9 protein-coding genes are annotated in these 13,996 nt (G+C 48.5%); 5 read left to right on the top strand and 4 right to left on the bottom strand.

The genetic code is table 11. The annotated features are described in order from the left end of the window. Positions 1-919 precede the first annotated feature (919 nt). Genes BM257_RS08035 through BM257_RS08025 form a run of 3 tightly spaced genes read right to left on the bottom strand, consistent with a single transcriptional unit; the run spans position 920 to position 6,670 of the window. Positions 920-2,344, bottom strand: coding sequence for a TolC family protein (locus BM257_RS08035; RefSeq protein ID WP_092070822.1), 1,425 nt, complete (start codon positions 2,342-2,344; stop codon positions 920-922). Between the two features lie 3 nt (positions 2,345-2,347). Continuing rightward, the gene (locus BM257_RS08030) at positions 2,348-5,503 is read right to left on the bottom strand and encodes an efflux RND transporter permease subunit (RefSeq protein WP_092070820.1); all 3,156 of its coding nucleotides are present in this window, start codon (positions 5,501-5,503) and stop codon (positions 2,348-2,350) included. 33 nt (positions 5,504-5,536) lie between these two features. Continuing rightward, positions 5,537-6,670 carry an efflux RND transporter periplasmic adaptor subunit gene (locus BM257_RS08025; RefSeq protein WP_092070816.1) on the bottom strand — a complete coding sequence of 378 codons (1,134 nt, stop codon included), beginning with the start codon at positions 6,668-6,670 and terminating at the stop codon, positions 5,537-5,539. Positions 6,671-6,902: 232 nt separating this feature from the next. Here BM257_RS08025 and thrS point away from each other — a divergent pair, with 232 nt between their 5' ends. The 5 genes from thrS (at position 6,903) to glmM (ending at position 12,998) form a co-directional block, all read left to right on the top strand. Beyond that, complete coding sequence (gene thrS / locus BM257_RS08020) at positions 6,903-8,846, top strand: threonine--tRNA ligase (protein ID WP_092070813.1); 1,944 nt, start codon at positions 6,903-6,905, stop codon at positions 8,844-8,846. A 49-nt stretch (positions 8,847-8,895) separates the two neighbouring features. Continuing rightward, entirely contained in the window at positions 8,896-9,837 is a 942-nt protein-coding gene (locus BM257_RS08015) for a glycosyltransferase family protein (RefSeq protein ID WP_092070810.1), read from the top strand. Beyond that, a complete protein-coding gene (locus BM257_RS08010; RefSeq protein ID WP_092070807.1) occupies positions 9,837-10,871 on the top strand; it encodes a DHH family phosphoesterase in 1,035 nt (344 codons plus the stop codon). The genes BM257_RS08015 and BM257_RS08010 overlap by 1 nt, the downstream gene beginning before the upstream one ends. Before the next feature lie 66 nt (positions 10,872-10,937). After that, positions 10,938-11,594: a DUF4827 domain-containing protein gene (locus BM257_RS08005; protein WP_092070804.1), complete on the top strand. Its 657-nt coding sequence runs from the start codon at positions 10,938-10,940 to the stop codon at positions 11,592-11,594. Positions 11,595-11,606: 12 nt separating this feature from the next. Further along, positions 11,607-12,998, top strand: coding sequence for a phosphoglucosamine mutase (gene glmM / locus BM257_RS08000; RefSeq protein WP_092070801.1), 1,392 nt, complete (start codon positions 11,607-11,609; stop codon positions 12,996-12,998). Positions 12,999-13,161: 163 nt separating this feature from the next. On the opposite strand, the gene BM257_RS07995 is transcribed toward glmM, so the two are convergent. Next, a complete protein-coding gene (locus BM257_RS07995; RefSeq protein WP_143096804.1) occupies positions 13,162-13,992 on the bottom strand; it encodes a hypothetical protein in 831 nt (276 codons plus the stop codon). Between the last annotated feature and the right edge of the window lie 4 nt (positions 13,993-13,996).

Below are 13,996 nucleotides of genomic sequence, written 5' to 3'. Positions count from 1 at the left end.
GGTTGAAAGGGTGTACCTAACTCCCTCGAAGGTAGGCACTAACACCCCATTACCAGTAACCTTTTACCTGTACGGCAAGCATTTCAGATTACAGATTACAGTTTGAATAACAGTTAACAAATAACAGTTCCGATTTTCTGATTCGGTTTTCAATGATTGATTTCAGATTTCAGTTTTCAGTAAGTGAATTTGACAGTTGACAGTTGACAATTAGTGAGAGTCAACTTTTCCAGGGTAAGCGTCAACGTTCTTAGAAAAAGCGTCAATGATTCCCAGGGTAGGGTGTCAACTTCTTCCGTATGGTAATGCAGTCTCAGAATCTCAGTTTTTTTAAGCGAACGAACGAACAGTTGAACAGTTATTCCATTTGCCAAAAAAAATGTTGACCACTAATTTTATTATATATATATTATATATAATATATATATAATAATATAATATATAGACTTTTAGGTATGTTTCTACTTTAGTAAACTGTTCGCTGTTCGTTCGTTCGCTTACTGAGATTCTGAGACTGAGATTGTTTCCCTCTTTTTCGCTAACTGTTATTTGTTATTTGTTTGAAAACATCCGGTCAAATGATTAACTGTCAACTGTCAAACTGTCAAAACGCTTACTGAAATCTGAAATCGCAAACTGTAATCCGTAATCTGTAATGCGAGAGATCCCAGTATCTGCGATGGCTTGCTCCAGTATCAGTTATAGGTGTATTCCAATAACTCCTATAGGGGTGTTCCAGATACTGGAACAAGGTGAAAGAGATACTGGAGTGGGAGGTAGAAGGCACTGGAAGAGGAATACAAAGTATGCTGTCGATACACTGAATGATATTTGGGGATATAAAGGTGTCGCAATAAAAAAGTAAGAAAGTAAAGGAGTACCCTTTACTTTCTTACTTGTTACCTTTTCAGTACTTCCTTTATTTCGATCCTCCTCCTAAGGCGATATAAAGTCCTATGACGGCATCGGCAGCATCATACATATTCATTGCCTGAGCGAGTTGTGCGTCCAACAGCGACTCCTGAGCCTTCAGCACTTCAAGGTAGTTCGCCTTGCCGTTGTCCATCAGTTCGTGAGTACCTTTATAAGCTTCGTTCAGCACTTCCACCTGACGAGTATAGTACTGATGTTTCTCGCGGGCAGCCATGCAGTCAGCCATTGCCTCGTTCACCTGGTTACCAGCATTGATAACGGTCTGCACATACTTCTTCTGCAGGTCCTCTTCCGTCAGTACGGCAATCTTCTTATTGGCAATTAATCTGCCACGTGCGAAGATCGGCTGTGTCAACTGTGCTACGGCACTCAGCAAGATCTTGCCAGGGTTGACGATGAGTCCGCCAGCAGAGTTAGTCCATCCTGCAGAGCCGTTGAGGGTGATGCTGGGGAAGAAAGCCGAACGAGCAGCTTGTGTATTATAGAACGCCTCCTCCATGGCATGGTTTGCCATGCGGATGTCAGGACGCATCTCAAGCATGGTGGCAGGTACGCCAATTCTCAAGAACTTCGTGTCGAACATACGCTCAACTTCATCACCATGAGCCTCAGCATGGTGTAGGGGAGAACTTCCCCATTTCTGACGATTGATATGCTGCGGCGTAATTGCCAGCAGTTGACAGATAGCATTCTCGACAGCCCTGATGTGGCGTCGTGTGTCCACTATCTGTGTCTTCACACTCAGATAGGAAGCCTCCATCTGATTGACGGCAGTGCTATAAGCCTTACCATTCTCCCAGAGCGACTTCTCTGTCTCAAGAGATGCGTTCCATAGTTCGTCAGTCTGCGTAAGAATCTCTAATTGTCTGTCGAGTACCTGCAACAGAAAATACTGTTGTGCCGTCGTAGACACGAGGTTGGCACGTACCGCCTCCTCACGCATTTTTGCCTGCAGCATCACAGCTTTTGCCGCACGTTTCTTATTGGTGATGGATCCGAACACATCAATATCCATTGACAATTGCAACGGAATGTCGTAGGTCTTTGATGCCTTGCCCCCATCGAAACTGGCAATAGTACCCGATGGAGAGAAATAGAGTGCCGGCAGGTAAGCCAGCCGGGCTGCTTTCAGAGACGCCTCACTCTTCTCCACGGCAAGGCGTGCGGAGTTCAGATCAGTATTATTAGCGAGTGCCTGTTCGATGAGCTGTTGCAGCATCGGGTCAGTAAAGAACTCCCTCCACGATGTCTGTGCGATGGTCGTCTCACTATTGGCAACCTTCAAGTCCTGACTGGCGCCAAAGGCATCAGCCGGTGTTTCCACCTTCTGCTCATACTTATTATATATGCCGCAGCCCGTAAGCATCATGCCTACGGCTGCGACTGCGATCATATTCTTAAGTTGTTTCATAATTTACTCCTCCTCTTTTTTTGTTACGACATGACCTTGGAAACGCTCATGCAGTTTCTGGAACACGATGAAGAAGGCCGGCACGACGAAGAGCAGGGCAACAGTACCGATGCTCATACCGCCGATGACGCCAAGGGCGAGGGCACGGTTACCATTGGCACCGGCACCACCTTCGATGACAAGTGGTATCATACCGATAATCATCGTTGCCACGGTCATCAAGATAGGACGCAGACGCTCCTTACATGCCTCGAAGGCTGCCTCAGGAATGGTCAAGCCCTGTTTGCGACGCTCAGTGGCGAACTCGGTAATCAGGATAGCCGTCTTTGCCAACAGACCAATCAGCATAATCACACCAGTCTGTAGGTAGATATTGTTATCCATACCAGGAATACCTTGTGTGTAGCCCAAGTATGCAAATATGAAGGCACCCATCAGTCCGAAAGGCACACTGAAGAGTACTGCCAATGGTGTGAACCATGAGTTATACAGAGAGGCAAGGATGAGGTAAATCAAGATGGCACAGATCATATAGATGAGTGCTGTGGCATTAGAGCCGGCAGTCTCCTCTACCTCACGCGACATACCGCTGTACTCGTACGTGGCTGTTTTGGGCATCTCCTTCTCGAACACCTCGGCAATGGCCTTATGAGCGTCGCCCTCAGTGTATCCACTGCCGGGGGATACGATACAGGTGATGCTCTGGAACAGGTTGAAGTGCTCGATATTAGACGGACCGACAATCTGCTTCAGCGAGACGAACTGGGAGATGGGGGTCATCTTGCCGCCTTTCACCTGCATGAAGATATTTCGCAGCGACTGCGGGTCGAGACGATACTCGGGTGACGCGGCAGCCATGATACGGTAGACCTTACCAAACTGGTTGAAGTTACCGATATAGGCGCCACCGCAGAAAGAGCCAAGGGTATTGAGTACAGCTTCAGGTGTCACACCGGCACGGTCGCACTGGGCGGCATCGACATCAACCCGATACTTCGGGAAACGCTCAGAGTATGTTGACATGGCAGTGGCTATCTCCGGGCGTTCAGACAGTTTGGCAAGGAATTGCTCTGTCTTCTTGGCGAATTCCGACAGGTTACCGTCGGTGGGATCTTCTACCATGAGCATGATGTCGTTACTGGTACCATAGCCTGGAATCTGAGGCATCTCGAACGGAATCACCCGCAAGTTCTTGATGTCTTGGCAGTCAAAGTAGAAACGATACCTGACGAGAGTTATCAGGTGGTTCATGCCAGGACGGTCATCCCAGTTCTTCAGACGTACCACCATCGAACCGTAGTTGGAACCGGCACCCGATATCATACCATAACCACAGACTAAAGCGAAACTCTCCAGTTCGGGAATATTCTTCACCTTAGCCTCCACCTGCTTCGCCATCTCACGGGTCTGTTTCAGTGTGGAGCCTTCCGGAGCTTGTATCTCAACCAAGAACACACCCTGGTCCTCCTGCGGCACAAGACCTGAAGGCAGGCTCTTCATGAAGAACACCAGCAGCACGGCAGCCAGCGCCAGCACGCTCCAAGCCAATATGGGGCGCTTGATGAACTTCTGGACACTTTTACTATACTTATTATATATAGCATTGTAGCTGACTTCATATGCTTTCTTGGTGTAGTAGGTAAGACCCTTACCTTCCTTCTTGCCTTCCGTCATTCTCATCATGATAGCACAGAGGGCAGGACAGAGTGTGAGGGCAGAGATACATGACAGACCTACGGACGAGGCAATCGTGATACCAAACTGCGTGAAGAACGTACCTGAGGTACCCGGCATGAAGGTCACGGGGATGAACACAGCCATGAATACCAAGGTACACGATACTACGGCTACCGACACCTCGTTCATAGCCTGACGGGTGGCTTCGCGTGCATCGCTGATGCCGCCCTCCATCTTTGCCATGACCGCCTCCACTACTACGATGGCATCGTCCACCACCGTACCGATGGCAAGCACCAGTGCGAACAGCGTCAGGATGTTGAGTGAGAAACCGCATATTGACACGACGGCAAAGGTACCCAACAGCGACACGATAATAGAAATGGAAGGAATAATGGTAGCTTTGAGGTTCTGCAGGAAGAAGAACACTACAAGCACCACAAGGATGATGGCGATAACCAGCGTCTCCACCACATTGTGGATGGCAGCGAAGAGGAAGTCGTCACTGGTCATCATGGTCACGAACTCCAGACCGGCAGGCATCGTTGCCTTCATCTCCTCAAACGTTTTGTTGATGCTGGCGTTCACCTGAGTGGCATTAGCACCTGGAGCCGCAAACACCATGCAGAGAGCACCTGGCTTGTCCTGGATGTTCGAGGTGAAGTTGTAGCTCATGGCACCGATCTTCACCTCAGCGACGTCGCTCAGGTGAAGTATGCCACCACCACTGGTACGCAGCACGATGTTGTTGAACTCCTCGATGCTCTTCAGCGTACCCTTATATTGCATAGAGTACTGGTAGGAGTTCTCAGACTGTTCACCCAAAGAACCCACACCAGCCACAAAGCTCTGTCCACCGATGGCAGCGAAGATGTCGTTAGGGGTCAGTCCGTACTGTGCCATCACGTCGGGCTTCAGCCAGATACGCAGGGCGTACGTGTTACCTAAGCTCAGTACGTTACCCACACCGGTGACACGCATCAGTTTCGGCTTGATGTTGATATCTATGTAGTTCGACACGAAGTCCTCGTCGTACTTGCCGTCAGCACTCCTCACAGCGAAGATGCGCAGGATGTTGTTCTGTCGCTTCTCCACCTTCACACCGACCTTGTTCACGTCAGCAGGCAACAAGGCCTGTGCACGTGTTACGCGGTTCTGCACGTTCACCGTCGCCATATCGGGGTCGGCACCCTGCTTGAAATAGACGTTGATTTCCACCTCACCATTCGACGAGGCTTTTGAGGTCATATAGGTCATGTCATTCACGCCATTGATGGCCTCCTCAAGTGGCTGGATGACCGACTTCATCACTGTGTTCTCGTCAGCACCAGTGTAGCTGGTTGTGACATTGACCGTAGGCGGTGCAATGTCGGGATATTGCTCTACTGGAAGTGTGCTCATCGAGATGTAGCCCACCAGCGCTATCACGATTGAGATGGCACAAGCCATCACATATCTGTTAATAAAAATATTATTCTTCATAATTCAGAATATCGATATTACGTGATCACGATATTACTTTTCACTCTTCGCTCCCTCGGGAAACAGCACTTTCTGACCCTCCGTCACGTTGTTGGCACCCACGGTAACGATGCGGTCACCCACATTCAGACCGCTGGTCACGATGAATTCCTTACCGTTACCAGTATCCTCTGTGGTTACCTCCACAGCTGTTGCCGTACTGTCAGCATTCACCTTATAGACCTGTGCCTTATCCTGCAGGCGTACCACGGCATACTGTGGAATGACGATAACAGATTTCTCAGCGAAAGGCATGACGATGGTACCCTGAATACCTGAGTACAGATGACCATCAGGATTGGGGAACGATACCTTACTGGTCAGCGAGCCCGTCTCTGCATTAACAACACCAGTAAGACTGATAATGCGCCCTTTGTGGGGATACTCCGTACCATTCTTCATCACAAAGGTTGCCTCAGGCAGTTGGGCGATATACTTGTCCAACTCGGCTGCTTTCATACCCTCCTTCACCATAGCCTCTACAATGGCTTCCGTCACAGAGAACTCAGCATACATCGTGGTATTGCCACTCAGCATGGTCAACTGCGTCATAGGTGATACCTGATCACCAACTCGCACGGGAATCTCACCAATGATACCAGACACGGAGGCCGTGATGGTGCAGAAGCCAAGGTTTACCTTCGCACGGTTTACTGAGGCACGAGCCTGAGCCACTGCTGCCTGTGCCTGCTTGTAGGAGTTCTCAGAGTTATTCAGCATATAGCTGCTCACTATCTTCTTGTCGAACAGGTTCTTGTTAGACTCATACTCCAGTTTAGCAGAATTCTCCTGTGCTAAAGCTGCCTGCAGGTTAGCCTGTGCTGCCTCCAGCTCCAACTGGGCATTGCGTGAGTCGATGATGAAGAGTGTCTGACCCTTCTTCACCTGCTGACCCTCCGTCACGCAGATCTTCATTAACTGACCACTTACTTGTGGCGTTACCGTTACATCGTTCTGACCTTTCATCCTGGCACTGAACTTGTAAGGCAGTTCTATGTCCGACTTCTTCACTGTCATCGTTTCGAACGACGAATCTTTCATTTGGGGCATGTCAACGCCACATGAGGTCAGACCGCCGACCATCATAGTGAGTGTGAGAAACCATTTTACAGAATCTTTTCTTTTCATTTTAATTAATTATTATGATTGTTTTATATTATTTGTTTTAGGGGGATGACAAAGGAACTATTTGCTCTTGTCATTTAAGTCATTGAAATGCAAAGGTAACCAAAAAAATCAAAAAACCATAGAAAACTTTATTTATTTTAAGTTATAGTATAAAAAATGTGTTTTTATTTGGTGTTTTGGTTGTTTATTAGTACTTTCGCAGGCGATTTAAACTTAAACATATATTGTAGATATGATCAACATTACTTTTCCGGACGGGTCTGTTCGCTCGTATGAGCAGGGCGTTACCGGACTTCAGATTGCCGAGAGTATCTCACCAGCTCTGGCACGCAGCGTGATTGCCTGTGGTGTGAATGGGGAGACCGTGGAACTCAATCGCCCTATCAATGAGGATGCGACGATTGAACTTTACAAGTTTGATGACGAGCAGGGTAAGCATACCTTCTGGCACACATCAGCCCACTTGTTGGCTGAGGCACTGCAGGAGTTGTATCCTGGTATCCAGTTTGGTTTCGGACCTGCCGTGGAGAACGGCTTCTTCTATGACGTGCTGTTGCCTAATGGCGAGATGATCAAGGAGAGCGATTTCCCGAAGATTGAGGATAAGATGCGTGAACTTGCCTCTAAGAAAGAGCCTGTTGTTCGCAAAGAGGTGGCTAAGGCAGACGCCCTGAAGGAGTTTGCCGCTGACGGTCAGACTTATAAGTGCGAGCATATCGACCAGGATCTGGAGGATGGCAGTATCACAACCTATACACAGGGTAACTTCACCGACCTCTGCCGTGGTCCGCACTTGATGGATACAGGCGAGATCAAGGCAGTGAAACTGACGAGTGTCGCTGGTGCTTTCTGGCGTGGTGACGCTACCCGTGAGCAGATGCAGCGTCTGTATGGTATCTCGTTCCCGAAGAAGAAGATGCTCGATGAGTATCTCGTGATGTTGGAGGAGGCTAAGAAACGCGACCATCGTAAGATTGGTAAGGAGATGGAACTCTTCATGTTCTCCGACAAAGTAGGTAAGGGTCTGCCTATCTGGCTGCCAAAGGGAACGGAGCTGCGCCTGCGCTTGCAAGACCACTTGCGTAAAGTTCAGAAAAGATTTGGTTATCAAGAGGTTATCACTCCGCATATTGGTTCTAAGAACCTCTATATTACCAGTGGTCACTATGCCCATTATGGTAAGGATTCTTTCCAGCCGATCCATACCCCTGAGGAGGATGAGGAGTATATGCTGAAGCCGATGAACTGTCCTCACCATTGTGAGATCTTCGCTTGGAAGCCCCGTTCCTATCGTGACCTTCCCTTGCGCATCGCTGAGTTCGGAACGGTATATCGTTATGAGCAGAGTGGTGAGCTGCACGGACTGACCCGTGTACGCTCCTTTACACAGGATGATGCCCACCTGTTCTGTCGTCCAGACCAGGTGAAGCAGGAGTTCCTGAATGTGATGGATATCATCGGTATCGTACTGTCTGCCTTCGGATTTAACTTCGAGGCACAGATCTCCTTGCGTGATCCTAACGACCATGATAAATATGTAGGCACTGATGAGGACTGGGCTCTTGCCGAGAAAGCTATTGTTGAGGCTTGTGAGGAGAAGGGCTTGCCTGCCAAGGTAGAATATGGTGAGGCTGCTTTCTATGGTCCTAAGCTCGACTTCATGATCAAGGATGCCATCGGTCGTCGTTGGCAGCTGGGTACGATCCAGGTAGACTACAACCTGCCGAAGCGTTTCCAACTCGAGTATACCGACGAGGACAACCAGAAGAAGACACCAGTGATGATTCACCGTGCTCCGTTTGGAAGTATGGAGCGTTTCTGTGCCGTGCTCATCGAGCATACCAGTGGACACTTCCCCTTGTGGCTGACACCAGATCAGGTGGCTATCCTGCCATTGTCTGAGAAATATAACGACTATGCGAAAGAGGTGGCTAAGAAGTTCGACCTCGGTGGTGTTCGTCCTACTATCGATTTGCGTAATGAGAAACTCGGTCGTAAGATCCGTGATAATGAGTTGAAGCGTATTCCATATATGGTCATCGTCGGTGAGAAAGAACAGGCTGACGGTACTGTTGCTGTTCGTCCGCAGGGTGGTGGTGAGCAGAAGGTGATGACGATCCAGGAGTTCATCGACCATATCAATGCTGAAGTCGCTGAGATGACGAAGGAGTTCTGATTCGGATAAAGTTATAGTTTAAAGTGTAAAGTTTATAATTTAGAGATTTATGAAACCGACATTATTTCTATTAGCTGCTGGTATGGGAAGCCGCTATGGCGGTCTGAAGCAGTTGGACGGTCTGGGTCCCAATGGGGAGACCATCATGGACTATAGTATCTATGATGCTATCCAGGCAGGATTCGGCAAGATAGTATGGGTTATCCGTAAGGATTTTGAGGAGCAGTTCCGTACCCAGATTCTCTCGAAATATAAGGGACATGTTCCCTGTGAGCTGTGTTTCCAGGGTATTGACGCCCTGCCCGAAGGCTTCAAGGTTCCTGAGGGACGTGTGAAGCCTTGGGGTACCAACCATGCTGTATTGATGGGCAAGGATGTGATCAAGGAACCATTCTGTGTCATCAACTGTGACGACTTCTACAACCGTGATGCCTTCATGGTGATTGGCAAATACCTCTCAGAGCTTCCTGAAGGTGCCAAGAACCAGTATGCGATGGTAGGTTTCCGCGTAGGTAACACGTTGAGTGAGAATGGTACCGTGGCTCGTGGTATCTGTACGAAGAATGACAAGGGACACTTGACGGATGTCGTAGAGCGTACGGAGATCGTACGTTGTGCGGAGGATGGCTCCAATGCCGGTGCCGCCACAGAACCGATCCGTTATAAGGACGAGAATGGCAAGTGGGTGGTCGTAGACGACAATACCCCTGTATCTATGAATATGTGGGGCTTTACGCCTGACTATTTCGAGTATTCTGAGGCATACTTCAAGGAGTTCCTGAGTGACCCGAAGAATATAGAGAACCTGAAGGCAGAGTTCTTTATCCCATTGATGGTCAACAAGCTCATTACAGAGGGTACCGCTACCTGTGAGGTGCTGGATACCACTTCTAAATGGTTTGGTGTGACTTACGCCGCTGATCGTGAGGATACGGTGAAGCGTATCCAGCAATTAGTCGATGAGGGTGTTTATCCGAATAAATTATTCTGATGCTGAAAGAGATCATGACAGAAGGGGAGTGCAGTCAACTGCGCTCCCTTATCGATACCGCGGAGACCATTGTGTTGTGTTGCCATGTGAATGCGGATGGTGACGCATTAGGTTCCATGCTGGGATGGGCAGAGGTGTTGCGAGGAATGGGGAAAGACCCGCTGATCGTTGCGCCAGACCAATATCCCGATTACTTGAAATGGTTGCCGAATACGGAGAAAATCGTACGCTATGACAAGCGTAAGGATTATGTCGATATGGTATTGAAAATCGCTGATCTGGTGTTCTGTCTTGACTTCAATACCCTGTCTCGGACGGAGGCTATGGCAGCTGCATTGGCAAGTTCCCCGGCGAAGAAAGTGCTCATAGACCATCATTTGGAACCTGACGTGGATGCTGTCCTGACCATCTCACATCCGGAGATGTCGTCTACTTGTGAACTGGTGTTCCGGATAGTCTGGCAGATGGGGCTGTTCGAGCAGCAGGGGAAGCATTTCGCCATTCCTGTCTATTGTGGAATGATGACGGATACTGGCGGGTTTACCTATAACTCCTCCTCTCCTGACATCTATTTTATCATCAGTCAGTTGCTGACCAAGCATATCGACAAGGACAAGATCTATCGTCATGTCTATCATAACTATAGTGAGCACCGTATCCGTATGGTGGGTTATGTGCTTTGTCATAAACTGGTAGTCGATGAGCAGCGTCATGCTGCGTTTTATACGTTGACCCGTGAGGACCTGCAGCGTTTCCATTTTATCAAAGGCGATGCGGAGGGCTTGGTCAATATGCCGTTGCAGATCAAGGGACTGAAACTGAGTATCTCTCTGCGTGAGGACTCGGAGCGTGATAAGCTGATATGGATCAGTCTTCGCTCTGTTGACGATTTCCCATGTAATAAGATGGCGGAGATGTTCTTCAATGGGGGAGGGCATCTGAATGCCTCAGGAGGAAAGTTGATGTGTACGATGGACGAGGCTGTTGAGGTGGTCAAACAAGCCATCCTTCACTTTGAAGACACGTTAAAGTAGCCTAATATTGCAGATAATTGTTTTTTTATTTGTAATTTTGTGCCCGAAATATAATGATAGCGTAAAATGAAGAAAGTTTATAGTCTGTTGGTATTGCTTTGCGGCATCCTTTTTCTTACCAGTTGTAATAAGGGTGAGACCTATTCTGACCTGAAGGATGCGGAGCGTGAGGCGATAAATCGATATATCTCTAAGAATAATATCAAGGTGATAAGCCAGACACAGTTTACTGATCAGGGAGAGACGACGAATGTCGCCAACAACGAGTACGTCTATCTTGAGAGAAGTGGTGTCTACATGCAGATCGTCCGTAAGGGATGTGGCGAGAAGGTGAAAGACGGCGAGACATTGGAGATACTTTGTCGTTTCTCAGAATATAATATTAAGGAAAACAAGCTGGTGACGAGAAATGACATCGTTTATTTCTATGACGCTTCTTATGGAAACTATTCCTCTCTTCCTGACAAGATGATGGTGGAGCGTATTGGTAATACTTACACAGGGTCTTTTGTATATGGTTTGATGAGCTATACTCATAGTTCCACCTCCGTTCCTGCAGGCTGGCTGGTGCCGTTGACGTATGTGAACATTGGACGTCCTGTCAATGATGACGACGAGATTGCCAAGGTTCGCCTGATCGTTCCTCATTCCCAGGGTACGGTGGATGCCTCATCCAGTGTCTTCCCTTGTTATTACGAGATTACTTACGAAAGAGATAAATAAAACCAAGAAAACATGACACTTATTAAATCCATTTCTGGTATCCGTGGAACGATAGGCGGTTCTACGGGCGATACCTTGAACCCTCTTGATATCGTGAAGTTCACCACAGCCTATGCACAGTTTATCCGCCGTAACGGGAAGGGTTCCTCCAACAAGATCGTGGTGGGACGTGATGCCCGTATCTCCGGCGAGATGGTGAAGAATGTGGTATGTGGTACTCTGATGGGAGTAGGGTATGATGTCATCAATATCGGTCTTGCCACTACACCTACTACAGAGCTTGCCGTCAGGATGTCTGGTGCCGATGGTGGTATCATCATCACTGCCTCTCATAATCCTCGTCAGTGGAATGCCCTCAAATTGCTGAATAGCGAGGGTGAGTTCCTGACTGCGGCAGACGGTGCTGTCGTCCTTGACATTGCTGAGAAGGAGAATTTCGAGTATGCGGATGTCGACCATCTGGGACATTATATGGAGGACAATACTTTTGATGCCCGTCATATCGAGGATGTCCTCCGCTTGAAGTTAGTGGACACGGAGGCTGTCAAGAACGCTCATTTCAAAGTATGTGTGGACACCATCAATAGTGTGGGTGGCATTATCCTGCCTCAACTTTTGAAGGCGTTAGGGGTGGAGTATAAGATTCTCAATGGGGAGGCTAATGGCGACTTCGCCCATAACCCGGAGCCATTGGAGAAGAATCTGCAGGGTATCATGGACGAGATGAAGACAGGAGCGTATGACCTGGGTATCGTCGTTGATCCTGATGTCGACCGTCTTGCCTTTATCTGTGAGAATGGAAAAATGTTCGGTGAGGAGTACACACTGGTCAGCGTCGCTGATTACGTGTTGTCGAATACTAAGGGTAATACCGTTTCTAACCTGTCATCTACCCGTGCCCTCCGTGATGTGACGGAGAAACATGGTGGCAAGTATACGGCTGCCGCTGTGGGTGAGGTCAATGTGACGACGAAGATGAAGGAGGTGAATGCCATTATCGGTGGTGAGGGTAATGGTGGTGTCATCTATCCCGAGAGTCATTATGGTCGTGATGCCTTGGTGGGTATCGCCCTCTTCCTGACCTCTCTTGCCAAAAAAGGTTGCAAGGTGAGTGAGCTGCGTGCCACCTTCCCTGACTATCAGATTGCCAAGAACCGTATCGACCTGACCCCGGAGACGGATGTGGATGCTATCTTGGTGAAGGTGAAGGAGATGTTTGCGGCTGATCCGACAGCACAGGTGAACGATATCGACGGTGTGAAGATTGACTTCCCCGACAAGTGGGTACATCTGCGTAAGTCGAATACCGAACCGATTATCCGTGTCTATAGCGAGGCGAACACCATGGAGGAGGCCGACGCTATCGGCAAGAAGCTCATGCAAGTGGTTTACGACATGCAGTAATTTCACCTTAGGTAGTTTCCTACCGAGAAATTATTCCGAAATGCGAAGGCGGCACCTCCTGTTTGCGAAGGTGCCGCCTTCGACCTTTGAAGGTGCCGCCTTCGACCCGAGGAAGCGGCACCTTCGAGGGCAGGAAGTGCCGCCTTCGTAAAACACCTCTATTTTAGTGATAGGTATATGTCATTCTCATGGAGACGTAGCCCTTGGGCCATTTCACCTTGTCCACGAAAAACTTTGCCGTACCTTGTGAGAGCAGGAAAAGATCAGGTCTCACTTCCTTGAACTCATATTGCATGTTATTCTGTTTCTCCTGCCAGTTGATGCGTGAGATCTGCCAGCAACCGTCAGCAATATGCACCCGCATGTTGTCGAGCTTGACAATATAGAAGGTCCTGTTGCCCACCGTATAACTGCCAACATACTTCATGCCTGTCTCCTTCTTCTTCCTATATTTCTTCTGCAGCTCCTTCACTTTCTCGCGTACCTTCTTATAGAACTGGTCGTACACGTTGGCACTCATCATCCCATCGTGCTTGAGGAACGAGGCTATCTGCTTCTTCGTCAGTTCCTGTTTCATCTCTACCATCCGCACATTCGAGGTCGTAATCCTTCCATTATTGAACAGCACATCCTCCGCCATTGTGATACTGAAATACTTATGTTCCCTGAGGGCGCTCACGATAGGACCATAACCAGCCAGACGGGCGGCGAAGGTGATAGTCCTGCGATTTGGAAATGTCGTCAGGTCAATATCCTTCTCCATTTGGCAAGTTACCGAGTAGCGCAGTGCCCGAACTCGTGTCTTGAGCGGTTTGGCATTGTCAAGCACCTTTTTCAATATGTACTCCTCGAAAGTCATACCATCTGGCAGTACTACTGTCTCAGCCAGACTGAGTGAATAGGCAATACTGTCATCCTCGTCCTGTGCGCAAACATTCAGTGTTGCGAACAAGACCGCGATAGTAAAGACGAATCGTATAACTTTCATTTCCATATTC

The sequence above is a fragment of the Prevotella sp. tf2-5 genome (assembly GCF_900115435.1).
Classification (GTDB): domain Bacteria; phylum Bacteroidota; class Bacteroidia; order Bacteroidales; family Bacteroidaceae; genus Prevotella.
The sequence above is the reverse complement of the archived record's forward strand: the minus strand, read 5'-3'. Positions and strand labels throughout refer to the sequence as shown.